Here is a 24,909-nt window from a genome sequence, read left to right on the forward strand (position 1 = left end):
CAGGCTCGCTCCCACAGTTGACCGTGTTCCCTCAGGAGAAATGCAATTTCCTGTGGGAGCGAGCCTGCTCGCGAAGACGGCGGCACAGTCACCCGAGCAATTCACTGATCCACTGCATCTCTTGCTTCAGCGCAAGAATTTTATCCTCCGGCAACGCCTGTTGCGCTCGCGTAAACTGCCCCAACGTCTTCTGCCGCTGACTCAGCCTGCGTTGCCATTTGTGCAGAAATGCCGGGCAGCGTGCCTGCAGATGCAGCGGTCCGAAAAACAGTTCCCTGGCATCGTAAGTCACCGGATCAGAGGCCCGCTCGGCAACGATAATTTCGTAGTCGAAGCGGTTCTCGTGCAGCACTTCTTCGCAAACGATGCGGTAGCCGTCATCCATCAACCACTGGCGCAGCGCTTGCTCGCCGCCGTTGGGTTGCAGGATCAAGCGTTCGTGGCCACTGAGATGGGCCTTGCCACTGTCGAAAATATCGCGAATGGTTTCGCCGCCCATGCCGCACAGGGTGATGGCGCTGATGCCGTCGTCAGGCCTGATCGCCGCCAGGCCATCGGCCAGACGCACGCTGATCTGCCCCTGCAGATCGTTGTCATTGACGGTGCGTTGCGCCGCGTGGAACGGCGTCAACGCGACCTCGCCAGCGACCGCTGCTGTTATCAGGCCCCGGCGCAGCAAGGCCACCGGCAGGTAAGCGTGATCGGAGCCGATATCGGCCAGTCTCGCGCCAAGCGGCACATGTGCGGCGACGCGTTCAAGACGCATGGACAATGTCTGTTGGTTCAACGCAAACCCCTGTTCACCCTGCGGTGGAAAAAAGGGGTGCGACTCTGGCGAGCAACGCTGGCGCTGTCAATTACGGGATGGAATTACTCGTGCCATCGGCAGCATTGCGCTGCCGATGGGCGCTTGTGCTTAGCCGGCGAGCGTTGCGTTGTCGATGACGAAGCGGTATTTCACGTCGCCCTTGAGCATGCGCTCATAGGACTCGTTGATCTGGTCGGCGCGGATCAATTCGATGTCGGAAACGATGCCGTGCTCGGCGCAGAAATCCAGCATTTCCTGAGTTTCGGGAATGCCGCCGATCATTGAACCGGCAATGGTGCGCCGCTTGGTGATCAGGTTGAACACGTTCGGCGACGGATGCGGCGATGCGGGCGCTCCGACCAGGGTCAACGCGCCGTCGCGCTTGAGCAGAACCAGGAACGCGTCGAGATCGTGCGGCGCTGCGACGGTATTGAGGATGAAGTCGAAGCTCTTGGTGTGTGCCGCCATTTCCTCGGCATTGCGTGACACCACCACTTCGTCCGCGCCCAGTGCCTGGGCCGCTTCACGCTTGGATTCGGAAGTGGTGAATGCGACGACATGGGCGCCCATGGCGTGGGCCAGTTTGATGCCCATGTGGCCCAGGCCACCGATGCCGACCACGCCGACTTTCTTGCCAGGGCCAGCGCGCCACTGACGCAGCGGCGAGTAGGTGGTAATCCCGGCGCAGAGCAGCGGCGCGACGGCAGCCAGTTGCGCCTCGGGATGACGGATGCGCAACACATAGCGCTCGTGCACGACGATGTTCTGCGAGTAACCGCCGAGGGTCCAGCCCGGTGCGTCCGGGGTCGGGAAGTTGTAGGTGCCGATCATGCCGTCACAGTAGTTTTCCAAACCGGACTCGCAGTCATCGCAGTGCTGGCAGCTGTCGACGATGCAGCCGACACCGACCAGATCGCCGACCTTGTAGTTTTTGACGTGATCGCCGACCGCCGAGACGCGGCCGACGATTTCATGGCCGGGCACGCAAGGGAATTGCGTGCCAGCCCATTCGGCGCGCACCTGATGCAAGTCGGAATGGCAGATGCCGCAGAAGGCGATATCGATCTGCACGTCGTGCGCCGCCGGGGCACGGCGGTTGATCTGCATCGGTTCAAGAGGTTTGTCGCCAGCGTGGGCGCCGTAGGCTTGTACGAGCATGTGAGCATCCTCCATGGGGTTGTCGGACGCCCGTTGTTGCGCCTGGGTCGGAGCGCGAGGTAGTGCATTTCTGTGAAATGCTTGCCTGATTCTGCTGTTGATTGCGCAACCGAAAGGCAGCCGTATGGCTGCCGTTTCAGGCTCAACGCGGATTGGGCTGGTCGTCCATCTCGGCGTTATCGGTTTCCTGACGTACGCGCTCCGGATCTAGGCCGGTACTGTCATCATCCAGCGGGATTTCGCCTTCGTTGTCGGGTAGCTCGTCGATGCCGCGTTCCTTCATCGGATCGACCTCGGTACGCCCCGGACTCAGCGGGTCGGGCGTGGTTGGGAGCGGATCGTCACCTTGCTTGCCTTGATCGTTATTCATCTCACACCTCGTCATGGCCGTTTTCTACGGCTTGTGCAGGTTGGAGGTGCGGGCGATTTTCGCCGTTCGATTTTTTTGCCTGCCTTCGGTCGCCTCGCAAAAAAGCGGAATTTCTCCGACGCGCGCGGCTCCATAAATCAACAGCCAGAGGCGAGGACGCAATGATGAGCAGTTCATTCAAGGTCGGCGAAGCGGTGCGCTGGAATTCCGAGGCCGGCGAGATCCACGGCAAAGTGGTCAAGGTGCACACTCGCGATACCGAGTTCATGGGCCGCCACCGGCCGGCTTCGAAAGACGCGCCGCAGTACGAGGTCAAGAGCGACAAGACCGGCCACCTGGCCATGCATCACGGCGACGCGCTGAAGCACGCTTAGAAACGTGCCAGTCGGTAGGCGTCGACACTCGGCAGCGCGAGAGCCGCGCCTGAGACCATCTGCCCGATCAATTCCGCCGTCAGCGCCGCTTGAGTCAGGCCCAGATGCTGATGACCGAAGGCAAGCAAGACCTTGCCGGCGCAAACCTGATCGATCACTGGCAGCGAATCCGGCAGCGACGGGCGAAAGCCCATCCACGGTGTGGCGCCATCAGCGTTCAGATCCTTGCGAAACAGGCCTTGGCTCAGGCGCTGCAACTGCCAGGCGCGTGCCATGTTCGCCGGCCGCTCCAGCCCGGCGAATTCGACCGTGCCGGCCAGGCGCAGGCCTTCGCGCATCGGCGTCATGATGAATTTGCGTTCCAGCGAGGTGACGGGGAAGGGCAGGCGATCATGCTCGTGCGGCAGCATCAGGTGATAGCCACGTTCGGTGTCCAACGGTACCTGCTTGCCAGTCAGCGCGGCAGTCAGTTTCGCCGAATGCGCACCGCAGGCCAGTAACACGCGTCTGGCCGTTACCCCGCCATTACCGGTCACTAATAAAACACCGTTCTCCTGCACGTAGCCGCCCTGAACCTGCTGCTGGAGAAAACTCACGCCGCTGCTGCGAGCCGCTTCGACCAGTGCGCAGACCACCCGATAGGGATCAAGGAAATGCCCGGTGCGCGGGAAAAACAGTCCGCCCTGAATCTGTTCGCTGAGTTGCGGCGCCGTTTCGCGGATCGCCCCGGCCTGCCAGTAATCCACCGGCACCTGCTGCTGATTCAGGCGTGCCTGCAAGGCTTCGAGCAATTGCCGCGATTCAGGTTTTTCGAAGACCAGTAACGAGCCGTCAACCTTGAGCAGATCCGTGCGCTGGATATCGCTGAGCAAGCGCTGCCACGCGTCGAGACTGCTTTCATTCAGCGCGCGCAGGCCGGCGACGGTTTTCTGAAAAGGTTCAGGCCGCAGATTCAGCAATAACCGGGTGAACCACGGCAGGGCGCGCGGCAGATATTTCCAGTCCAGGCGCAGCGGCCCCATCGGGTCCATGAGCATGGCCGGCAAACGCTTGAGGATCGAAACATCAGCAATCGGAAACACCTGCTCGGTGGCCAGATGCCCGGCATTGCCGAACGAAGCGCCGTGCCCCGGTTCCTGCTGATCGATGACCACCACGCGCAAACCCTGACGCGCCAGGCGCAGTGCGCAAGCGACGCCGATGATCCCCGCGCCGACCACGGCGATGTCGTGCGAAGGGTTATTCGCCATGGTGTGTCGCTTCCCGTTGGCCATCGAGCAAGCGCCGAAGGTTTAGCGGATTGGTCTGTTGCAGCGCCGTTGGCAGCAGACTGTCGGGGAACTCCTGATAGCACACCGGCCGCAGGAAACGCAGGATCGCCGCAGTGCCCACCGAGGTGCTGCGCGCATCCGAGGTCGCCGGGTAAGGCCCGCCATGCACCATTGCATCGCAGACTTCCACGCCGGTCGGCCAGCCATTGACCAGCAAGCGACCGGCCTTGCGCTCCAGGGTTGGCAGCAACGAACGCGCCAGTGCAAGGTCGGCGTCATCCATGTGCAGGGTCGCGGTCAGTTGACCTTCGAGATGGGCGCAGACCTGACGGATTTCTTCGTCACTGCTGCATTGCACGATCAGCGATGTCGCGCCGAACACCTCAGCCTGCAAACGCTGATCGTCGAGAAAATCCGCTGCATCGGTGCTGAAGACATGCGTCTGACACTGATTCGGGCCGCTGCCGACTTGGCCAACCGCTATCGCGCGTGCACGGGGGTTGTCTTGCAGAGCGGTCACGCCTGCTTGATAGGCGCCGAAGATGCCGGGCGTGAGCATGGTTTGCGCCGCGCTGCGCGGGATCAGTTCCGCTACCGCGCCGAGAAACCCGTCGAGCGCCGGGCCTTTGCGGGCAATCAGCAATCCCGGGTTGGTGCAGAACTGCCCGGCGCCCAGTGTCAGCGACGCGACAAACCCTTCGGCCAACGCCTGCGCGCGATTTTCCAGCGCGGCGGGAAACAGCAATACCGGGTTGATCGAGCTCATTTCCGTATACACCGGGATCGGCTCCGGCCGCGCTTGCGCGGCTTTCATCAAAGCGAGACCGCCAGTGCGCGAGCCGGTGAAACCAGCGGCTTTGATGCGCCAGTCGCTGACCAATGCGATGCCGACTTCGTAGCCAGAATCGAACAACAAGGAAAACACGCCCTCGGGCAGAGCGCAGGCTTTGACCGCTTGCGCGACTGCGCGGCCGACCAGTTCGCTGGTGCCCGGATGGGCGCTGTGCGCCTTGACGATCACCGGGCAACCGGCCGCCAGTGCTGCGGCGGTGTCGCCACCGGCCACGGAAAATGCCAGCGGAAAGTTGCTCGCGCCGAACACCGCGACCGGCCCCAAGGCAATCTGCCGCTGGCGCAAGTCGGAGCGCGGCAGCGGTTGGCGTTGCGGTTGCGCACTGTCGACGCGCAAGTCGAGCCATTCACCGGCGCGCACCGTGCGGGCGAACAGGCGCAATTGCGAGCAGGTGCGGCCACGTTCGCCCTGAAGGCGTGCACGCGGCAGACCGGTTTCGCCGTGGGCGCGTTCGATCAGTTCATCGCCAAGGTTTTCGATGTGTTCGGCAATGCTTTCGAGAAATGCCGCACGGGTGCTCAGGCTGGTTTCGCGGTACGCGTCTTGCGCCGTCCAGGCCAGGGCGCACGCCTGTTCCACCTGTTCGGCTGACGCCCCGGCGAACTGCGGTTCAAGTGCCTGGTTGGTCGCCGGATCAATCCCGCGAAAGGCTGGACGATGGCCCGTCACGGATTGTTGGCCGATCAGCATGTTGCCCGTCAGAGTCATGGTGTCTTCCTGTGAAATGAGCGAGGCCTGCCGCGAATCGTGATGACTCGCGGCAGGTGGTGGTCAGGCGAAGTTCTGCTCGGCGGACCAGTTTTCGTACCAGTGACGGAACAGCGAATACTGCTTCTCGGCATAGCGCCGTTGCGAGTCGCTCAGCACATCAGTTTCATTGAAGTGCAGGGTGTATTCCTTGTCGCCGTTGAGCACCATCAGATGCTTGTAATACAGCACCAGATCGCAACCTTCGTCGAACGAGGACAGCACCGCCAGCGCCGACTCCAGCTCCCGCGCCTGGCGCCGGGCCTTGGCATTGCCTTGCGCGGCCTGCTTGCTCAGCGCTACCAGTTGCAGCACTTCGCGGGGCAGGGCGTTGCCGATGCCGGTGATGGCGCCGGTGGCGTTGCAGTTGACGAAGCCGTGCACCACTTGCGTGTCGACGCCGACCATCAGCGTCACGTCGTCATCCTTGGAGGTGATGTTCTCGGCCGCGTAGCGCAGGTCCGCGCCGCCGCCGAATTCCTTGAAACCGATCAGGTTCGGGTACTCGCGGCGTAGTTCGAAAAACAGATCGGCGCGGGTGGCGAAGCCGTAATAAGGGCTGTTGTAGATCACCGCCGGCAAGTTCGGTGCGGCTTGCAGGATCGCGGCGAAGTGGGCCTTTTGCGCCGTCGCCGAAGCGCCACGGGACAGCACGCGCGGGATGACCATCAAGCCTTGCGCGCCGACTTTCGCCGCATGCGCTGCGTGGGAAACCGCTTCACGGGTATTCACCGCGCCGGTGCCGACGATGGTCGGCACCCCGGCAGCGACCAGCCGCGCCACGCCTTCCTGACGCTCGGCTTCAGTCAGCAGCGGCCAGTCGCCCATCGAGCCGCAGTAGACCACGGCGCTCATGCCGACATCGATCAGCTCGCGTCCCTTGGCCACCAGCGCATCGAAGTCCGGTTTGCGCTGGGCGGTGCATGGGGTCATCAGGGCCGGCATGCAGCCGGTGAAGATGTTGTCGCTCATGATTCAACTCCTTGGCATTTCGTTTGATTCGAAGTGAAAAATCGGCGTGGCGGCTCAGATGCCCCACGCGAACGGGTCGCTGTCGTCGATCAGCAAGGTGCTGTCGGCGGTCATGTAGGCGCGGCCGGTGATGAACGGGCGAATGCGTTCGCCCTCCCATTCGAAGCGCCCTTCGAACTGGCTGCCGGTAATGCTCGCCTGGATCCATGGCGCGCCCGCTTGCAACTTGTCGTCGGCGGCCAGGCAGGCAAGTTTGGCGCTGGTGCCGGTGCCGCACGGTGAGCGGTCGTAGGCTTTGCCGGGACACATGACGAAGTTGCGGCTGTCGGCCCGATCGTCATCGGCGAACAGTTCGATGTGGTCGATGACCGCGCCGTCTTCGCCAAAAATGCCCTGATCTTCCAGCGCCTTGAGCATCGCCCAGGTGTACGCAGTCAGGTGTTCGACGTTGTCCATCGTTAACCTCTGGCCATGCTCGGAGACCAGATAAAACCAGTTGCCGCCATAGGCGATATCGCCGACCACGCGGCCATAACCCGGCACCTCCACCGGTACCTGTTTGCGATAGCGGTAGGCGGGCACGTTGCCCAGGGTGACCGAGCCATCGTCATGCAAAGTCGCGCTGACTTGCCCCACCGGCGTGTCGATCTTGTGCACGCCCGGCTGGATTTTCCCCAGATGCTGCAACGAATTGATCAGGCCGATGGTGCCGTGGCCGCACATGCCCAGGTAGCCGGCGTTGTTGAAGAAGATCACCCCGCAGGTGGCATCAGGCGACACCGGTTGGCAATAGAGCGCGCCGACCAGCACATCGTTGCCGCGTGGCTCGAGCAGACAGGCGCGGCGCCACTGATCGTGCTGGCTGCGCAGGGCATCGCGTTTCTCGACCATGCTGTTGCCGGACAGCTCGGGGAAGCCGCTCATCACCAGCCGTGTCGGCTCGCCGCCGGTGTGGGAATCAATGACGTGTACTCGTTTCATGAAGAGATCCCGTTGGATGATTTCAGTAGGCGCCGGCAGGGCGGGCGCTGACGGTGGACGAGGGCGCAGGGCTGTCGCTTTCTTCGTCCTCGTCGTCCAGGCGCAGCAGATGGGCAGGCACGCCGGTCGCTGCGCCCCAGTAGTAAATACCGGTGGCGCAAGCGGCGACGACGATCGTGTCGAACGGATGGGTGAGGATGCCCAGGCCCCCGAAAGTGCCGAGTTTCGACAGCACGATGGTCACCGCATAGAAGGCGATCAGCCACGCCGATGAGCGCACCTGACGCGCCAGACTCAGATGGGCGGTGGGCACAAAGCGACCGCAGAACAGATAGATGACAAACATCAGGATTTGCAGGCCGAGCAGCCACGACACGGTGTTCCAGCCCGACCAGTAGACGATCAGCGCGGCGATGATGAACGACACCGGCCCGAGCAGGCCCATGCTCTTGACCCGGAACGGGCGCGGCATGTCCGGCGCATTGCGGCGCAGCGCCGCAACCGATACAGGCGCCACCGCATAGCTCAACACCAGCGCGGCGGAGACCACGTTGATCAGCGCTTCCCACGACGGGAATGGCAGGGTCCAGAACACCGACAGGGCGAAAGTCAGCCACAGCGCCGGACGCGGGATGCCGGACTTTTCATCGATGTGGGTGAAGACCTTGAAGAAGGTGCCGGTCTGCGCCCAGCCGTAGATCACTCGCGGCGTGGCATTCATGTAGATGTTGCCGCAGCCGCTCGGCGAAATGACCGCATCGGCAACCACCAGATACGCCAGCCAGCCGACACCGAGCGCCAGAGCGATGTCGCGATAGGGCAGGGCGAATTCCTTGCTGATGCCAGCCCAGCCGTTGGCGAGCATTTCCGTCGGGATGCTGCCGAGAAAGGCCATTTGCAGCAGCACGTAAATCAGGGTCGACAGCAGCACCGAAAGAATCAGCGCAATGGGAATGGTGCGCTGCGGATTTTTCACTTCGCTGGCCACGGAAATGATCGGCGTCAGGCCCAGGTAGGCAAAGATGATTCCGCCGGCGGAGACCGCCATCTCGACGCCCGACAAGCCGAACGGGGCGAATCCCTGAACCTGAAAGCTCTCCGGTTTGAAGAAAGTGAACAGCACGCCGATGACCAGCAACGGCACGATGAATTTGAACACGCTGACCAGATTGTTGGCCTTGGCGAAGGTCTTCACGCTGCGGTAGTTGAGCAGGAAAAACACGCAGAGCAGGCCGAACTGCACCAGCCAGCCGAGGATCGTCGGATCGCCACTGCCAGCCTTGGTCAGGCCGGGAAACCACGCCGCCGCGTATTGGCGCGAGGCGACCACTTCGATCGCCACCAGACTGGAAAACGCAATCAGCGTAATGAAGCCCATCAGGTAGCCGAGCAGCGGGCCGTGGGAATAAACCGGGTAGCGCACCACGCCGCCAGCGCGGGGCAATGCCGCACCCAGTTCGCAGTAGACGATGCCCAGCAGCAACACGGCGAAACCGCCCAGCAACCAGGAAAAAATCCCCGCCGGACCGGCAATCGCCGAGACATGGCTGGCGGCGAACAACCAGCCGGAGCCGAAGATCGCGCCGAGTCCGATAAAGGTGAGGTCGATCAATGAAAGCTGTTTTTTGAACTTGCCTTGGCCTGACATGGCATCGCCTTCTTGTGAGTTATTGGATAGGCAGTTGTGTCACGGGGACGAGCAGACTTTGCACCGCTCGGCAGTGGCGGCGATTGATGTTTTATGCCGGGATCGATGACGAATTCAGCACAATGGCGCCGATGAATGCGCGGCCTCGACAGGGCCGCGACGTTGCTGCAATCTGCTGGCGAGTGATATTTGCGGTGGTTCAGCTCGAGGGGAAGTGTTTGATGCAGTCAGCGTTTTCGATCCTGTGCCAGGGCACTGACGGCTTGCGTGCGCAGACCCTCGAAGAGATGGTCGCCGGTGCCGCGCAGCTGTTGCCGATACTCGATGTGATCCCCAATGCGGCGATCTTCATCAAGGATCTGCAAGCGCGCTATGTGCTGGCCAACCGTACGCTGGTGCAGCGTTGTGGCTTGAAGGACCTGCGCCCGTTGCTCGGCAAAACCAGTGCGCAGGTGTTCCCGGCGCAGTTGGGCCCGGGTTATACCGAGCAGGATCGCAAGGTGCTGGAGGAAGGATTTGTGCTGGAGGATCAGCTCGAACTGCACCTGTATGGCAGTCGCGAGCCGGGCTGGTGCCTGACTCACAAGAGGCCGATCTACAACCGTGACGGGACGATCATCGGCCTGGTGGGGATCTCGGTGGATCTGCAGTCAGCCAGCGAAACCCACCCGGCGTTCGAGCGCCTGGCGGCGGTCGATGAATACATCCGCGGCAACTTCAACCGGCGGGTGACGCTGGGTGAACTGACGCGGATCGCCGGGATATCCGTGGCGCAACTGGAGCGCTATTGCAAACGCGTTTTCCACCTGACACCACGGCAGATGATTCAGAAAGTCCGCCTGGAACACGCGCATCGATTGCTGCACAGCGACTTGCCGATTACCGAGGTTGCGCTGCAATGCGGCTACACCGATCACAGCGCTTTCACCCGTCAGTTCAAGGCCTCGACCGGGTTTACACCACGCGAATACCGGCAAGCCACCGGGCATTAGACCAACACGGCCAGCCAGGCCGAGAGCAGCAGAAGAAGGGCCAGTGCCGCGTTCATTCGCTTGAACGCTTGCGGTGAGCTGAGCAACCGCGCGCTGCCAACGCCGAGCAGCGCCCAGAGCGTCATGCACGGCAGCGACACCAGCAGAAATGCCAGCGACAACACCAGCAGGCGCAGGGTCTTGTCGCCGCCGCCAACGAATACGCTGACCACGGCCACAGCCATCATCCACACCTTCGGATTGACCAGTTGCAGCAGCGCCGCGCCGAAGACGCTCAAGCCTTGTTCCTGTGCAGCATTTGGGTTCAGCGATGGCGGCGGGCTGCGAAAGATCTGCCACGCCAGCCAGCTCAACCAGAGCACGCCAGCCCAGGCCATGGCTTGCTGCACGCGCGGAAAGCGCAACAGGGTTTCGCCAGCACCGAGCCCGACCACCAGCACAATCAGCGCCGCCGCCGCACAGGCGCCAAAAATGATCGGCAACGTGGCGATCAACCCGCGCCGCGAACTGTGGCTCAGCACCAGAATATTGGTCGGCCCCGGCGTGATCGAGGCGACGAAAGCAAACAGCAGAAAGGGCAGTAAAGAAGCCATGGTGCAGATTCCTGAAAGTCGAAACAGGACACCATGATCGTCAGTGGGCAGGCCTCAGTCTGGAAGATTTGAGCAGCGTTTGCGGTAGTCCGCCGGGGTCAATTGATAGGCGCGGCGGAACCAGCGCCCCAGATGACTCTGATCGGCAAAACCAAGCACGCTGGCCACCTGCGCTGGCGTCTCGCCGCGCGCGAGCAATTGCCGCGCCTTGGCCAGGCGCAGTTGGATCAGGTAAGCGTGGGGTGCCAGACCGAAAGCGGCCTTGAACGCGCGGGTCAAGCGAAAACGATCGACACCACAGGCTTGCGCTAGGTCGTCGAGGCCGATGTCTTCGTAGGTATGGGCATGCAGATAGTCGCGCGCAACCTGCGCAACCAGTGGCAGGCGCGGATCGAAGTCCTGACGCTTGCGCCAGTCGAGATGGCGGGTGAGGGACGCCAGCAGGCCATCCAGTGCAGTCTGCCGGACGATGCGCAGATCGCCGTCATGCAAAGCATGGAAGGCTTGCACGATCGCCGTCGACAGGCGCGGATCGTGGCTCAGGGTGTCGGCAAATCCTGGCTGACTGTCAGCGGGCGCTTCTTCGAACAGCGCGTGCAATTCGCGCTCCAGCCAGTGCGGATCGAGGTACAGCATCGAGTAGGTAAAGCCATCCTCGGTCGGCGCATGGCCATCGTGGATTTCTCCCGGCTCAAGCAGAAACACATGCCCCGGCGTACTGCGATGACGCACCCGGCGACAATTGAACTGCTGGACCCCTTGCTCGGTAACGCCGACGAGAAAGCTGTCATGCCAGTGCGGATCGTAAGCATGGCCACGGAAATGCGCACGAATCGACTCGATCCCGGTATCGACATCCTGGGAGAGAGAGATCCAGTTGCGTTTGTCCATGGGAGGACTCCATAGGGCGGTTGAGCAGGGGCGTTTCTAAAGTACCGCGTGGAGGAGGAGAGTGTTTAGAAGATTTGTGCAGGTGCGCAGGGGGATCGAGTCAGGCAATGTGTCCTGGATGGGGTGGGACCATAAAACGCAGACGAAAAAAAACCGCCTTCGCGGGGCGGTTTTTCAATCCTCGGTTTGGAGCCGAGGCCATGTGCTTCACTAGCCACACCAACATGTCCGCGCATGGTATTGAGTTTCTCCCGTCAGTGCAACGAAGGTTTAGCGTGATGTGCGAGGTTTTTTCGGAACGTCCAACGCATGTAACTGAATTCAGGTCTGTCAATAAACATTGTCAGAAATACGGTTTTACAAAGGTTCAGGCGTAGCCGCAGAATAACCTTGGCTACTCGGGTTTTCTCTTCTGATTTCTGCGTTAAGATGCCTGCGCTCATCTTGTTGGTAGAGCTGTGAGGTTTGGCTGGGGGCGCAAAAGGTTTCACGCCCTCTGACGCGGATTCGCACCCGCGCCGGAATGATGTCTCGGAGGGATTTCAACCGGCCGCCTCACTAGCTACACCAACATGTAGGCTGAAGGCACGCATGGTCCGGTAAGTTTGCTGGAGGTTTGGCCGCCAGCCCTGGAGGCCAAAACGTATGAAGCTTCTGCTGCGTACGCTGAGCCTTGTATGGAGATTGTTGAAAGCCTTGCGCTTTTACGAGTTCCTGCGAGACCACTTTGACGACTTGAAATAAGGTCGTCTAAGTGGGGAAAGACCCGTTTCGGTTTCGACTGATACGGGTCTTTTTTTGTGTGCGAAAAACTGTCAAAAACGAGATTGTCGGTTTTATGCTTTCGACTTTGTAGGGCGTTTCGCTTAATGACGTAAGCAACAGCATGAAGATCGATCCAATAGCGGCTCATGCTCGATCAACCATTGATTGCGTCAATAACAACCATTAAGTCAATGAAGTTCTCATATCCACGGTGCGGCGTAAGATCGGCTCCATACCCAACCACTGCAACTCGGAGCACATCATCATGAAACGCCAGACTATCCTCGGTATCGCTTTCTCGGTTTTTGCACTGAATGCCTTCGCCGCCACCGAAACCGACCCGCTGTTCAGTGATGCGGTCGCGGCCGCCACTCAAACAGACCGCTTGTTCAGCGATGCAATAGCCGCAACCGAAACTGACCCGCTGTTCAGCGATGCAGTAGCCGCAACCGAAACCGATCCACTGTTCAGCGATGCAGTAGCCTCTGATGGCTCCGATCATCTGCAAGGCAATCGGGTCGCTGAAGGTGGCGCTGACCGTCTGCTCGAACGTCGCACCGCTTGAGCGCAACGATGAGCATCGATAACGAATGCCGCCTCCACCACAGGCGGCATTCGTTCTATTCACGCTTTACAAGTCTGCTCTAAACCGCACTCGGCAGCACGGCCTTGTCGCGATCGCGGCTCTTGAATGTCGCCCAGAAACACAGCAATACCGCCACGGAAAAACCGGCGGGGAACAGCCAGATGCTTCTCCAGTCATGCCCCGCGCTTGATGTGAAGTGGTCGGTAATCCGTCCCGCGATCCAGAAACCAATCAACATGCCCAATCCGTACGTAGCCAAGGTGATCAAACCTTGCGCCGAGCTGCGGAAGCGTTCCGGCGCCTTGGCATCGGTGTAGATCTGCCCGGACACGAAGAAGAAGTCATAGCACACGCCGTGCAGGGCAATGCCGATCAGCAGCATGTATGCCTGATCGTCGTTATTGCCGAAGGCAAACAGTACGTAACGCAACGCCCAAGCAGCCATGCCGACCAGCAGGGCGATCTTGATGCCGAAGCGATGGATGAACAGCGGCAACAGCAACATGAACAGCACTTCCGACACCTGACCGATGGCCATCTTCGCTGTCGGGTTGGTCACGCCTATCTCGGCCAGAAACGGGTTGGCATTCTGGTAATAGAAGGCCAGCGGAATGCAGATCAGGATCGAGGCGAGGAAGAACACCAGATAGCTGCGATCCTTGAGCAAACCCCACGCATCGACGCCGAGCATCTGCTTGAGGCTTGATGAGCCGGCTGCGGTTTTCAGCGGCGCGGTGCTCGGCAGGCTGAAGCTGTAAAGCCCCAACAGCAGCGATGCGAGGGCGGACATCAGGAACGTATTGCGCAAGCCTCCGGCCGCGATGCTTTGCTGCGAGTCCCAGGCGAACACGAAGCTGATCACCACGCCGGCGACGATCCAGCCCACCGTGCCCCACACGCGAATGCGCGAGAACTCCAGCGCCGGGTCTTTGATCTGGCGGAACGCCACGGCGTTCACCAGTGCCAATGTCGGCATGTAGACCATCATGTAGGCGAGCACATAGGGATAAAACACGCTGAAGTCTGCCGCGCGATAGAGCTGATAAAGCAACACTGCGCCAAGCAGATGCAGCACTGCCAGAATGCGTTCGGCGTTGAAGAAACGGTCGGCAATCAGGCCAATGACAAATGGCGCCAGAATCGCGCCCCAGGATTGCGTGGCGAAGGCCATGCCGACCTGGCCGCCGCTGGCAGCCAGCGTTGTCGCCAGAAAAGTGCCGAGGGTGACGAACCAGCCGCCCCAGATAAAGAACTGCAAAAACATCATCACGCTGAGTCGCGCATTCATTACGTTCATTTCAGATCACCGTATTGTTTTTATGTCGGTAACGCGGATGAATCAGTCGTCGGTCAGGCCGAGCAGGCGTCGGTTGGAAGCAGCGTCAGCGTTGACTCCGGCGAAGTCGTCGAAGGCCTTGGCGGTCTTGCGGATCATGTGTCGCTCGATGAACGCCGCGCCTTCCGCCGCGCCCTGTGCGGAGTCTTTCAGGCAGCACTCCCACTCCAGCACGGCCCAGCCGTTGAAGTCGTATTGGCACAATTTGCTGAAGATCGATTTGAAATCGATCTGGCCATCGCCCAGCGAGCGAAAGCGCCCGGGACGCTCGACCCAACCCTGATACCCGCCGTAGACGCCGGAGCGCGCATCGGGGCGAAACTCGGCATCCTTGACGTGAAACATGCGGATGCGTTGGTGATAGCGATCGATGAAGCCGAGGTAGTCCATTTGCTGCAGCAGCAGGTGGCTCGGGTCATACAGAATCGCGGCGCGAGGGTGATGATTCACCGCTTCGAGAAACTGCTCGAACGACGCGCCGTCATGCAAGTCTTCGCCGGGATGGATTTCGTAGCACAGATCAACGCCGGCCTCTTCGAAGCAGTCGAGGATCGGCAGCCAGCGCTTGCCCAGTTCGGCGAAACCTTGCTCGACCAAACCGGCCGGACGTTGCGGCCATGGATAGACGTAGGGCCAGAGCAGGGCACCGGAAAAGGTTGCATGGGCTGTAAGTCCCAAACGCTTGCTGGCACGGGCGGCCAGTTTCAACTGCTCAATGGCCCACTCGGTGCGCTCCTGAGGTTTGCCGCGCAGCGCGGGCGGGGCGAAGTCGTCGAACAGGCTGTCGAACGCCGGATGCACCGCGACCAATTGCCCTTGCAGGTGCGTCGACAACTCGCTGATCACCACACCGGCGCGGGCGCACACGGCGATGAGTTCGTCGCAGTAATCCTGGCTGTCAGCGGCGCGCTGCAAATCGATGAACCGTTTGCCGAGGGTCGGTACCTGGATGGCTTTGTAGCCTTGCGAGGCCGCCCACTCGGCAATGTTGGCGAGGGAGTCGAAAGGCGCTTCGTCGGCGATGAATTGCGCGAGGAAAATCCCCGGACCTTTCAGGCCAGTCGAATTTTGCTGATCACTGTGCATTGTGCTGGGCTCCTGTCAGTGGGCCGGGGATCTCGCTCCACTTTTCATTGCCGAGGTGGTTGGCGATCGCGGTTTCAATGAAGGCCATGCCGCGCAAGCCGGTCTCGATGCCCGGTACGCCCGGTGCCTGATGGCCCTCGGCGCCATGCACAATCGCTTCGGCGAGATCGCCGTACAGGTTGGCCATGGCTTCCAGATAACCTTCGGGATGCCCCGCAGGCAGGCGCATGCGTCGGGTTGCGGCGGCACACAGCCACGGCTGACCGACCCCGGCGCGCAGAACGCGCATCGGCTCGTTCAACGGTCGATGAATCAGGCTGGCCGGATCCTCTTGGCGCCATTCCAGGCCGCCCTTGTCCCCGTAGACGCGGATCTTCAGCGGGTTTTCCTCACCGGCGCAGACCTGGCTGGCGAGCAATACACCACTGGCGCCGTCGCGCATTTTGAACAGCATCGCCACATCGTCATCCAGTTGCCGACCCTCGACATGCGAGCCGAGCATTGCGCTGATGAACTGGATCGACTGGCCGGCAACGAACTCGGCGAGGGAAAACGCATGGGTGCCGATGTCGCCGATGCAGCCGCCGATCCCGGATTGCGTCGGGTCGTCGCGCCAGCCGGCCTGCTTGTTGCCTTGCCCGGCGACATCGGTGCTGAGCCAGCCTTGCGGGTACTCGACGAGGACTTTGCGCACGCGCCCGAGCACGCCGCTGGCGACCATTTCGCGGGCCTGCCAGACCATCGCGTAACCGAGGTAGGTGTGCGCCAGCCCGTAAATTCGCTGGCTGTTGATGACCACCGAGCGCAGCGCCTGCACCTCGGCGAGGTTCAGCGCCGCGGGTTTCTCGCTGAACACGTGAAAACCGGCGCTCAATGCCTCACGGGCAATCGGTGCGTGCAGATGATTCGGAGTGACGATGACCAGCAGTTGCATGCGCTGCTCGGCGGGCAGGGCGGCCTCGCGGGCGAGCAGGGTTTGCCAGTCGTCGTAACAACGCTCGGCCGCGACACCCAAGGCCGCAGCGGTGCGCTGATTATTCTCCGAGTCGCGGCTGAACGCGCCGCAGACCAGTTCGAAGCGTCCGTCGAGGCCGGCGGCTTGCCGGTGGGCACGGGCAATGAATGAACCTTCACCGCCTCCAACAAAACCCATTCTTATTTTTGCGGCAGCGTACATGGCGGTCGTCTCGGTAGCTGGATGCAATGTTGATATGTGATGTAACCGGTTACATCGTGGGCGAAATCTAGGCTTGAATTAGCCGAGTGTCAAATGCCAGCGGATGATCGACAGCGTTTCGATCGCTCGTCGCCTGCGGTAAGCTCCGCGCCTGATCGGCATGAATCAACGAGGTGGTTTTGTCCAATATTCGCGAAGTGGCTCGGCTGGCCGGGGTTTCCGTGGCGACGGTTTCGAGGACTTTGAAATCGCCCGAGCGCGTGCTCGCGCCAACCCGTGAGCGCGTCATGGCCGCCGTGGAGCAGGCCGGCTATCGGCCGAACCTGATGGCCGTGCAGTTTCGTTCGCGGCGCACCGGCAATCTGGTGATTCTGGTGCCGACCATCGCCAACACCTTTTTCGCCCGGGTCATCAGCGGCGCGCAGCAAGCGGCGCAGGCGGCCGGTTATCGCCTGCTGCTGTGCGACACCCAGGGCCGGGAAGAACTGGAGCGACAATTCGCCGAGCTGGTTTACGCTTATCAGGCTGACGGGGTGATCCAGTTGCGCGCCTACGATCCTTTCGAAAACGCCCCGGCCGACGCCGATGTGCCGCCGATCGTTAACGCCTGCGAAGTGATCAAGGCCGGGCGTTATCCAACCATCAGCCTGGACAACGTCGCCGCCGCCAAAGCCATGACCGACCACCTGATCGCCTTGGGACACCGACGCATCGGCCTGATCAAAGGCTCGAAAAACAGCCCGCTGACTTTGGATCGATTGGCGGGTTACGAAGCGGCATTGCGCGAAGCCGGGATTGCCTTCGATGAAGCACTGATCTGCCATGGCAATTTCAGCCTCGAGGCCGGTTTTGCCGGCGCGCAAAAGATGCTCGCATTGGCCGAGCGGCCGAGCGCGCTGTTCTGCGAAAACGATGAAATGGCCATTGGTGCGCTCAAGCGCATCCGGCAGGCCGGGCTGCGTGTGCCCGAGGATATTTCCCTGGTGGGTTTCGATGACATTCCCATGGCTGCGTACTGCGATCCGCCGCTGACCACCATCTCGCAACCGGCCGAGGCCTTCGGGGCCAAGGCGGTCGAGATGTTGATTGCGCTGATCGAAAAACAGCCGCTGACAGAGCGGCATGTCGTCTTGCCGTTCGAGCTGACGCCACGCAGCAGCACGGCCCGCATCGACAACACGGGCAAGCGCTAACCGAATCACGCCGCTGGCGGTTTCGCCAGCGCAATCCCCGCCGCGCCCAACCGCTTCAACACTTCGAACAACAAATCGCTCTTGGTCAGCCCGACAATCCTCGGGCTGCCGACATAGCCGGTGACCGTGAGGGTTATGCCGTCCGGCGACAATTTGCTGAAACGCACGAACGGCGCCGGTTTATCGAGGATAGTTTCGTTCTCGTGATAAGCATCCAGCAGCAGTTGTTTGACCTGCTCAGGATCGATATCCAGCGGGAACACCAGCTCCAGCGATGCCACGCCCTGAGCACTGCCGCCGAGGGTAACGTTGCGCAGATTCTGCGAGATCAGCTGCGAGTTGGGCACGATCACGATCGAGCGGTCGCTGAGCTGGATTTCCGTGGCACGCACGTTGATCCGGCGGATGTCGCCCTCGACGCCGCTGATGCTGATCAGGTCGCCGACTTTTACCGGGCGCTCGGTGAGCAGGATCAGGCCGGAGACGAAGTTCTTGACGATCTCCTGCAAGCCAAAGCCGATACCCACGGATAGCGCACTGACGATCCACGCCAGATTGGTCCACTGCACGCCCAGCGACGATAGCGTCAGCAGAATCACAAAGGCGTAGCCGATGTTGGAAAACAGCGTGCTCAGAGATGCGCACATGCCCGGGTCCATGTCGGTCTTGGGCAGGAATTCGTTGTCGAGCCAGCGGCTTAATGCACGGATCAGCCAGATGCCAATCAGCAGTGCCAGTAGCGCGTTGAGCAGATGCGCCGGGACAATATTCAGCTTGCGCAAACCGGCGCCGCCAAGAATCGACATTATGTTGGTGACCAGTTGGCCAAGCGTGGTGCCGATGCCGCCGACAAACAACGAAATCAGCGCCATCAGCATCAGGCCGGCGCGGCTGACGCCGGACAACAGGATCGACGTCTGCTCGAGGCGCCGGTCGCTGACGCCGAGCAATTGCTTGAGCGCCTGGCCGCTCGCGTGTTTCGGCGAAAACAGGTGCTCACAGGCGTCCTTGACCAGCTGAATCAGCAAGTAGAAGCCCGACAGCACGACATAGCCCCACACCAGCTCATAGCTGATGAACCGTGCCAGCGAAACATAGCCGGCAAGCAGGGCGATGGCCGTCACCAACATCGAGAGACTGGCGACGCTGTAAATCAGCCCGGCGAACACGCTGTTCGTAGCCGACGCGTCATTGGCTGCGACCAAGGCCTTGCGCACTTTGCCGACGCGCAACAGCATCGTGCCGATGATCGCCAGCACCACCATGGAAATCACGCCGCGCCCGGCCATCACGATGTGGCTGCTCATGCCTGTGGCATTGGCGACTTGCACCAGCGTCACCAACACCAGCAACGAGCAGGCGAGGATTCGCGGATAAGGCTTGAGGGCCAGCGCCACTGGATCGGCAATCGACGGCAGGCGCCAGGACGGGTGCGCGGTGGAGAGCAATGCGCGGCTGAGGCCGGTGATCAGCACGCAGGCATAGACGACTTTCTCGAACTCTTCGGAGAAGGTTTCCAGCACCGGCGGCAGCGCGTCGTGGCGGGTGCAGGCGTAGAACAACAGCTTCAGGGCGATGGCGGTGGTGACGAACGTCGCGATAGCTGAGGCGAAGGCCAAGGCGCTTCTGCGCAGTCGGCCCTCCGCCACGCGATGAATGCAGAACCAGGTCAGCCCGCGCTCAGCCAGACGTCGGCCGAAGGTCCAGATCAGCAGCGCCAACAGCACCAGTACGCAGGTGTAAAACCGCTCGCCCGGCGCCCAGACCGTGGCCCATACGTCAGCCACCTGCTCGACGAACAGTCGCAGGCGCTGGCGGTCGTCTTCGCTTGGATTGACCAGCGGTGTCCAGAAATACGGGCTCAATACGCTGCGCGTGCTCAGGGTCAGTTCGCTTTCCAGCAGGGTGCGGCGGATGCCGGCGATTTGCGTGATCAGGTCGGCGGCGTTCTGTTTCAGTGCAGCGAGGCTTTTCAGGGTGCCATCGATTTTGCTTTTCTGCTCCGCCAGCGTCGCCCGCTGCGCGACGATATCGGCTTGCTCGGCGGCCACCTCGGCGTCTGGCGCCGTGCCGAGCACGCCCAGTTGCACCGCCAGTTGCGCCTGTTGCGGCAACAGCGCTGCCGACAACCGATCGACATCGAGAATGAACGCCTGCACCCGATCCTGCGGGCCTTCGAGCTGGTTGTAATTGTTGGCCGCCGAAATCTGCTGCTTGAGCCCGTCGAGGCGTTGTTGCAGGGCTTGCAGATCGCTTTGCGAAATCACGGGTAGCGGCGCTGCACCTGTGTTTGCCGGCGCGCCAAGGTCCGCCGCCCACAGTGCAGCGCTGCCCGGCATCAGCAGTAGGAACAGAATGAAAAACAACGACTTGAATGAACAGCGCATGGGGGCGGCGGGCTCGAGTGGATCACACAGTCTATGAGGGTAGGTGATCGCGCCGAACGGGGCGGAAAACTTTCTCTGCAAGAGTCGCTTACACGCTCATCCAATCCGGCGGAATGATCCGTGCAGCGAGCGGTCAACCGGCAATAACAGCTTCGAGAGCATGCCATGTCCATTGCCAAGGAAACGATTGAATACCTGCGCCAACATTCATTGATCATCACCACCGCCGAATCCTGCACGGCCGGGGAAATCGTCATGTTGCTGTCGGAAGTCCCCGGCAGCGGCGAGCTGATCGAGTGCGGCTATGTGGTCTATTCGCCGCAAGCCAAGCAGCGCCTCCTGCACGTCAGCCTGGCGACCATGGACACCTTCAATCTGACCAGCGTGGAAGTGGCCAGTGAAATGGCCATCGGCGCGTTGCGCGACAGCACGGCCAACGTCGCCGTCGCCACCACCGGCATTCTCGGCCCCGACGATATGGACGGCATCAAGGCCGGTACGGTGTGTTTCGCCTGGGCATTCCAGTTCGATGACAAACATTTTCTGTTCAGCACCCAGCAATGGTTTGCCGGATCGCGCAGTGAAGTGCAGACCCTCGCTTCTGAATTCGCCCTGCAGCAGTTGCCGGACTATCACCGTCGCGCCTTGCGCGGCGAAGGAGGGTGGCGCCGATGAAGCACGACGCTGAGCATCCCGATCTGCGCAGTCGGCAGTTCCCGGTGCAGGAGGACATGGCCTATCAGTTGAAGGTCTGGCGCTTCGAGCACATTGGTTGGTATCTGCTGGTGCTGTGCATGCTGCTGGGTCTGTTGGGGCTGTTTTCCCGTGGCGTGCTCAGTTCGCAGGACGCCCGCAGCGCCGATGGCAAAGTCCAGGTCGAGTACGAGATGTTCCACCGCAACGGCTCGACCAACCCGCTGAAACTCAGCGTGCACACGGCGCCTGAAGCCACTGTCGAACTCGACATCGGTGGCGAGATGCTCGATGGCTTCAGCGTCGAAACCATGCAACCGGCCCCGGTGCGTATGCGCAGCTCAAAACAGGGCATGCGCTTGTGGTTGCAGGCGGATGCCCAGGGCCAGGCGACGCTCTATGTGACGCTGCGCGGTGACGGATTGGGCCTGTTTCGCAGCCAAATCCGCGTGCCGGGCTCGAGCGAAGTGAAGCTCACTCAATTCATTTATCCATAGGTGACCCATGGACTCGGTGTTGCGCGCACTCGCGATGTATCTGGCACTGATGGTGCTGTTCAAAATTGCCGGCCGGCGTTCGCTGGCCGAGTTGACGACGTTTGATTTCGTCCTGCTGATGATCATCGGTGAAGCCACCCAGCAGGCGCTGCTCGGTGATGATTTTTCTCTGACCAATGCGTTTCTGGTGATCATTACGCTGATCGCTGTGGATGTCGGTTTCTCCCTGCTCAAACAGCGTTCCAGTTGGGTGTCGCGGCTGATCGATGGCGAGCCGACGATCATTGTCGAGAACGGCAAGCTGTTGCACCGGCGCCTGCGCCATGCGCGGCTGGTCGAGGCGGATGTCATGGAGGCGGCGCGCTCCAGTCAGGGCATAGAAACCATCGACCAGATCAAATTCGCAATCATCGAGCGCAACGGCAAGATTTCCGTGATCCGCCAGGATCCGGAAGGCGGCTGAACCTTTGGCGCACCACGGCCGCAATTTTTTTGAACGCTGAAAAAGCCTCACAGCCCAATGCTTACAAGTCATCGGAGGATTGCGAAATGAACGAGGCAGCCAGTTATTTTTCCATCGCCGTGGCGGTGATCATTCTGCTGGTCGACCTGTGGGCGATCGTCAGTGTGTTTCGCAGCAACAAAAGCGTCGGCGTCAAAGCCGCCTGGGCGATCGGCCTGATTGTATTCCCGGTGCTCGGCCTGATCGTGTGGGGCATCGCCGGCCCGCGCGGCGTCAAGGAAGGGCCTTCGTCGCCGGAACACAGTAAGGGTTAAGAACCCTGATTTGCGCACATCCAGAAAATGGGAGGTGAACGATGAAAGCTGTTGTATTTCATGGCGTCGGCGATATCCGCCTGGACGATGTGCCCGAGCCAACCATTCAAGCACCGACCGATGCCATTGTCAGGCTGACCGCGTCGGCCATTTGCGGCACCGATCTGCATTTCATTCGCGGCAGTGCGCCGGACATGCAGCCCGGCACGATCCTTGGGCATGAAGGTGTGGGGATCGTCGAAGCACTTGGCGAAGACGTGCGCAACCTCAAGGTTGGCGATCGCGTGCTGATTCCCTCGACCATTGCCTGCGGCAACTGCTCGTACTGCCGCGCCGGCTATTTCGCCCAGTGCGACGTGGCCAACCCCAACGGTAAAACCGCTGGCACTTCCTTCTTTGGCGGGCCGAAAACCACCGGGCCGTTCGATGGCCTGCAAGCCGAGAAAGCGCGCATCCCTTTCGCCAACATTGGTCTGATCAAACTGCCGGACGCCATCACCGAAGATCAGGCGATTGCCATGTCGGATATTTTTCCCACTGCCTGGTTCGGCGCCGACATGGCCCGGATCAAGGACGGCGACACGGTGGCGGTGTTCGGCTGCGGACCGGTCGGGCTGTTTGCGATTATCAGTGCGAAGCTGATGGGCGCCGGCCGGGTGTTCGCCATTGATGGCCTGGAAGATCGCCTCGCTCGCGCGCAGGCATTGGGTGCCGAGTGCATCAACTTCGAGAAAGAAGATCCAGTTGAAACCATTGCGCGCCTGACTGCGGAAATTGGCGTCGATCGGGTGATCGAAGCCGTGGGCATCGACGCCAACCATTCCCATCACGGCCATCATCATCCTGCGCAGTGGCAACCGGGCGATGCGCCGGCGCAGGCGCTGGAGTGGGCGGTCAAGGCTGTGGCCAAGGCCGGCACGATTTCCATCATCGGCGTCTATCCTGCCTGGTTCGACAGCTTCCCGATCGGTGAGGCAATGAACAAGAACGTGCGCATCAATATGGGCAACTGTCATCACCGCAAATACATTCCCAAGCTGATCGAAATGACCCTCGCCGGGCGCGTCGACCCAGCGAACGTGCTGACTCAGGACGAGCCTTTGACCGACGCGATTTCGGCGTTCAAGGCGTTTGATCAACATCAATCCGGCTGGATCAAGGTCAAGCTTGAACCGGGTAGCGATACCACTGCTGACAGGAGATCGTCATGAAAAAAATCTGTGTATGTCTGGGGTTCTGCTCGATGTTTCTGTTGAGCGGCTGCTTCGATTCCAACGATGCACCCAACAAGGACGGTGACAAAAGCAAACCGTCGGTGCAAATGCAGACCGAGAAGCCTGAGGAGGGCAAGTAACTGCTGGCAAATAATCCCTGTGGGAGCGAGCCTGCTCGCGAAGGCGTCAGGTCGGACAACTCTGTGCTGACTGATGCTCCGTCTTCGCGAGCAGGCTCGCTCCCGCATTGGTTCAGTTCGAGTAGCGGTATTCCAGCCATGCCCAATACAGTAAAGCCACAGCACTGATCCCGCCTCCGAGAAAACACACCGCCACCCAGCCATATTGCGCATAGGTATACGTCGCCGCGATCGCGCCCAAACCACTGCCCACCGAGTAAAAGCACATATACGCACCGACCAGTCGACTCTGCGCATCGGGCCGTGCGGCGAAGATCAGGCTTTGGTTGGTGACGTGCACCGCTTGCACGGCGAAGTCTAGGAGGATCACTCCGACGGCCATCGCCAGCAGCGAACTGTCGACAAATGCGATGGGTAGCCAGGACAGCGTCAGCAGCGCCAGGGCGATGCCGGTGGTGCGATTGCCCAAGCCGCGGTCGGCCAGGCGCCCAGCCCGTGCGGCGGCGAGTGCGCCCGCCACTCCGGCCAGACCAAACAGGCCGATCTGCGTGTGGGACAACGACAGGGGCGGGGCGCTGAGCGGCAGCACCATCGACGTCCACAACACACTGAACGCGGCGAAGATCAGCAGGGCGAAGATGCCGCGCACGCGCAGTACCCGCTCCGTCAAAAACAATTCCAATACCGAGCGCAGCAGTCGCCAGTAACTGCCCTGTGCGGGCGGTTTTGCCGAGGCGGGCAGGGTGCGCCATAACAGCAGGGCCAAGCCGATCATCATGACTGCCGAGACAAAATACACGCCGCGCCATCCGGCCAGATCAGCCACTACGCCGGAAACGAAACGCGCCAGCAAAATGCCCAGTACCACGCCACTGGTGACGGTGCCTACGGCGGCGCCGCGCTGCTGCGGGCGAGCAAGGCTGGCGGTGTAGGCGACCACCACTTGCACCACCACCGCCAGCAGACCCACCAGCATCATGGCGCCGAGCAGCACTCCCCAGCTCTCGGACAGGCCCACGGCACACAGCGCCGTTGCAGACAACAGCAGTTGGCTGACGATGAGTTTCTTTCGATCGAGCAGATCACCCAGCGGCACAATGAACAGCAGCCCGACCGCATACCCGGCTTGCGTGGCCGTGACCACAACGCCGATCGCCCCCGGTGGAACCCCGAGGCTGGCGGCCATCGATTCCAGCAATGGCTGTGCGAGGTAAACATTGGCCACCGCCATCGCGCAGGTGATCGCAAAGAGAAAAGTCTGCAAACGACTCAGCCCGGTCGTTGCGCTGTCAGTTGCGGCTTGCGCATTGACCAGGGTTTGCGTCTGGCACGGCATCCTTGCTTCCTCGTAGGGTGGTTTTGAATTGAAACCGAGGCGTTGATCTTTATTCATTCGGGTT

The 24,909-nt window shown here is 61.1% G+C and carries 25 protein-coding genes; 10 read left to right on the forward strand and 15 right to left on the reverse strand.

The features are described from left to right. Nucleotides 1-88 precede the first annotated feature (88 nt). From D8U61_RS00195 to D8U61_RS00205, 3 genes are all read right to left on the reverse strand, one after another. Nucleotides 89-787 (reverse strand): tRNA (adenine(22)-N(1))-methyltransferase TrmK, encoded by a 699-nt coding sequence (locus tag D8U61_RS00195; protein WP_312023559.1) that lies wholly within the window; start codon nucleotides 785-787, stop codon nucleotides 89-91. 129 nt (nucleotides 788-916) lie between these two features. Further along, nucleotides 917-1,966, reverse strand: coding sequence for an NAD(P)-dependent alcohol dehydrogenase (locus D8U61_RS00200; protein ID WP_130926218.1), 1,050 nt, complete (start codon nucleotides 1,964-1,966; stop codon nucleotides 917-919). 142 nt (nucleotides 1,967-2,108) lie between these two features. After that, nucleotides 2,109-2,336, reverse strand: a complete 228-nt coding sequence (locus D8U61_RS00205; protein WP_056784730.1) for a hypothetical protein — start codon at nucleotides 2,334-2,336, stop codon at nucleotides 2,109-2,111. A 164-nt stretch (nucleotides 2,337-2,500) separates the two neighbouring features. Here D8U61_RS00205 and D8U61_RS00210 point away from each other — a divergent pair, with 164 nt between their 5' ends. Continuing rightward, a complete protein-coding gene (locus D8U61_RS00210) occupies nucleotides 2,501-2,710 on the forward strand; it encodes a DUF2945 domain-containing protein (protein WP_122507430.1) in 210 nt (69 codons plus the stop codon). On the opposite strand, the gene D8U61_RS00215 is transcribed toward D8U61_RS00210, so the two are convergent. From D8U61_RS00215 to D8U61_RS00235, 5 genes are all read right to left on the reverse strand, one after another. Then, nucleotides 2,707-3,960, reverse strand: coding sequence for an FAD-dependent oxidoreductase (locus tag D8U61_RS00215; protein ID WP_130926219.1), 1,254 nt, complete (start codon nucleotides 3,958-3,960; stop codon nucleotides 2,707-2,709). The genes D8U61_RS00210 and D8U61_RS00215 overlap by 4 nt on opposite strands. Next, the gene (locus tag D8U61_RS00220) at nucleotides 3,950-5,542 is read right to left on the reverse strand and encodes an aldehyde dehydrogenase (NADP(+)) (protein ID WP_130926220.1); all 1,593 of its coding nucleotides are present in this window, start codon (nucleotides 5,540-5,542) and stop codon (nucleotides 3,950-3,952) included. Before D8U61_RS00220 ends, D8U61_RS00215 begins: the two co-directional genes overlap by 11 nt. A gap of 63 nt (nucleotides 5,543-5,605) precedes the next feature. Continuing rightward, nucleotides 5,606-6,553, reverse strand: a complete 948-nt coding sequence (locus D8U61_RS00225) for a dihydrodipicolinate synthase family protein (RefSeq protein ID WP_125926054.1) — start codon at nucleotides 6,551-6,553, stop codon at nucleotides 5,606-5,608. Between the two features lie 54 nt (nucleotides 6,554-6,607). After that, a complete protein-coding gene (locus D8U61_RS00230; RefSeq protein ID WP_130926221.1) occupies nucleotides 6,608-7,534 on the reverse strand; it encodes a 4-hydroxyproline epimerase in 927 nt (308 codons plus the stop codon). A 22-nt stretch (nucleotides 7,535-7,556) separates the two neighbouring features. Further along, entirely contained in the window at nucleotides 7,557-9,182 is a 1,626-nt protein-coding gene (locus tag D8U61_RS00235) for an APC family permease (protein ID WP_130926222.1), read from the reverse strand. A 221-nt stretch (nucleotides 9,183-9,403) separates the two neighbouring features. On the opposite strand from D8U61_RS00235, the gene D8U61_RS00240 reads away from it, so the two are divergent. After that, entirely contained in the window at nucleotides 9,404-10,174 is a 771-nt protein-coding gene (locus D8U61_RS00240) for an AraC family transcriptional regulator (RefSeq protein WP_110599539.1), read from the forward strand. Here the strand turns inward: D8U61_RS00240 and D8U61_RS00245 are convergent. Beyond that, the gene (locus D8U61_RS00245) at nucleotides 10,171-10,767 is read right to left on the reverse strand and encodes a LysE family translocator (RefSeq protein WP_130926223.1); all 597 of its coding nucleotides are present in this window, start codon (nucleotides 10,765-10,767) and stop codon (nucleotides 10,171-10,173) included. The genes D8U61_RS00240 and D8U61_RS00245 overlap by 4 nt on opposite strands. Nucleotides 10,768-10,821: 54 nt before the next feature. Further along, nucleotides 10,822-11,658, reverse strand: coding sequence for an AraC family transcriptional regulator (locus D8U61_RS00250; protein ID WP_095179599.1), 837 nt, complete (start codon nucleotides 11,656-11,658; stop codon nucleotides 10,822-10,824). 1,030 nt (nucleotides 11,659-12,688) lie between these two features. Between D8U61_RS00250 and D8U61_RS00255 the strand changes: the two genes are divergently transcribed. After that, complete coding sequence (locus tag D8U61_RS00255; RefSeq protein ID WP_130926224.1) at nucleotides 12,689-12,988, forward strand: hypothetical protein; 300 nt, start codon at nucleotides 12,689-12,691, stop codon at nucleotides 12,986-12,988. Nucleotides 12,989-13,067: 79 nt separating this feature from the next. Here the strand turns inward: D8U61_RS00255 and D8U61_RS00260 are convergent, their stop codons facing one another. From D8U61_RS00260 to D8U61_RS00270, 3 genes are read right to left on the reverse strand one after another with little or no spacing between them, the layout of a single operon-like run. Then, nucleotides 13,068-14,306 (reverse strand): nucleoside permease, encoded by a 1,239-nt coding sequence (locus D8U61_RS00260; RefSeq protein WP_130903279.1) that lies wholly within the window; start codon nucleotides 14,304-14,306, stop codon nucleotides 13,068-13,070. 42 nt (nucleotides 14,307-14,348) lie between these two features. Continuing rightward, nucleotides 14,349-15,431, reverse strand: coding sequence for a sugar phosphate isomerase/epimerase family protein (locus D8U61_RS00265; RefSeq protein ID WP_130926225.1), 1,083 nt, complete (start codon nucleotides 15,429-15,431; stop codon nucleotides 14,349-14,351). After that, nucleotides 15,421-16,584 (reverse strand): Gfo/Idh/MocA family oxidoreductase, encoded by a 1,164-nt coding sequence (locus tag D8U61_RS00270; RefSeq protein ID WP_130926226.1) that lies wholly within the window; start codon nucleotides 16,582-16,584, stop codon nucleotides 15,421-15,423. Before D8U61_RS00270 ends, D8U61_RS00265 begins: the two co-directional genes overlap by 11 nt. 203 nt (nucleotides 16,585-16,787) lie before the next feature. Here D8U61_RS00270 and D8U61_RS00275 point away from each other — a divergent pair, with 203 nt between their 5' ends. After that, the gene (locus D8U61_RS00275; RefSeq protein WP_130926227.1) at nucleotides 16,788-17,801 is read left to right on the forward strand and encodes a LacI family DNA-binding transcriptional regulator; all 1,014 of its coding nucleotides are present in this window, start codon (nucleotides 16,788-16,790) and stop codon (nucleotides 17,799-17,801) included. A gap of 5 nt (nucleotides 17,802-17,806) precedes the next feature. On the opposite strand, the gene D8U61_RS00280 is transcribed toward D8U61_RS00275, so the two are convergent. Continuing rightward, nucleotides 17,807-20,188 carry a DUF3772 domain-containing protein gene (locus D8U61_RS00280; RefSeq protein WP_130926228.1) on the reverse strand — a complete coding sequence of 794 codons (2,382 nt, stop codon included), beginning with the start codon at nucleotides 20,186-20,188 and terminating at the stop codon, nucleotides 17,807-17,809. Between the two features lie 165 nt (nucleotides 20,189-20,353). On the opposite strand from D8U61_RS00280, the gene D8U61_RS00285 reads away from it, so the two are divergent. The 6 genes from D8U61_RS00285 (at nucleotide 20,354) to D8U61_RS27725 (ending at nucleotide 23,509) form a co-directional block, all read left to right on the forward strand. Beyond that, complete coding sequence (locus D8U61_RS00285) at nucleotides 20,354-20,863, forward strand: CinA family protein (protein ID WP_130926229.1); 510 nt, start codon at nucleotides 20,354-20,356, stop codon at nucleotides 20,861-20,863. Continuing rightward, complete coding sequence (locus D8U61_RS00290; RefSeq protein ID WP_024012533.1) at nucleotides 20,860-21,378, forward strand: hypothetical protein; 519 nt, start codon at nucleotides 20,860-20,862, stop codon at nucleotides 21,376-21,378. The genes D8U61_RS00285 and D8U61_RS00290 overlap by 4 nt, the downstream gene beginning before the upstream one ends. A 7-nt stretch (nucleotides 21,379-21,385) precedes the next feature. Continuing rightward, nucleotides 21,386-21,841 (forward strand): YetF domain-containing protein, encoded by a 456-nt coding sequence (locus D8U61_RS00295; RefSeq protein ID WP_024012534.1) that lies wholly within the window; start codon nucleotides 21,386-21,388, stop codon nucleotides 21,839-21,841. 86 nt (nucleotides 21,842-21,927) lie between these two features. Beyond that, the gene (locus D8U61_RS00300) at nucleotides 21,928-22,155 is read left to right on the forward strand and encodes a PLD nuclease N-terminal domain-containing protein (RefSeq protein ID WP_024012535.1); all 228 of its coding nucleotides are present in this window, start codon (nucleotides 21,928-21,930) and stop codon (nucleotides 22,153-22,155) included. Nucleotides 22,156-22,196: 41 nt separating this feature from the next. Beyond that, entirely contained in the window at nucleotides 22,197-23,366 is a 1,170-nt protein-coding gene (locus tag D8U61_RS00305; RefSeq protein ID WP_130926230.1) for a zinc-dependent alcohol dehydrogenase, read from the forward strand. After that, entirely contained in the window at nucleotides 23,363-23,509 is a 147-nt protein-coding gene (locus tag D8U61_RS27725) for a hypothetical protein (RefSeq protein WP_016774259.1), read from the forward strand. The genes D8U61_RS00305 and D8U61_RS27725 overlap by 4 nt, the downstream gene beginning before the upstream one ends. A 112-nt stretch (nucleotides 23,510-23,621) precedes the next feature. Here D8U61_RS27725 and D8U61_RS00310 read toward each other — a convergent pair whose 3' ends face one another. Beyond that, the gene (locus tag D8U61_RS00310) at nucleotides 23,622-24,845 is read right to left on the reverse strand and encodes an MFS transporter (protein WP_130926231.1); all 1,224 of its coding nucleotides are present in this window, start codon (nucleotides 24,843-24,845) and stop codon (nucleotides 23,622-23,624) included. Nucleotides 24,846-24,909 lie beyond the last annotated feature (64 nt).

The organism is Pseudomonas sp. Sample_14, assembly GCF_004307515.1.
In the GTDB taxonomy this organism is placed as follows: domain Bacteria; phylum Pseudomonadota; class Gammaproteobacteria; order Pseudomonadales; family Pseudomonadaceae; genus Aquipseudomonas; species Aquipseudomonas atacamensis.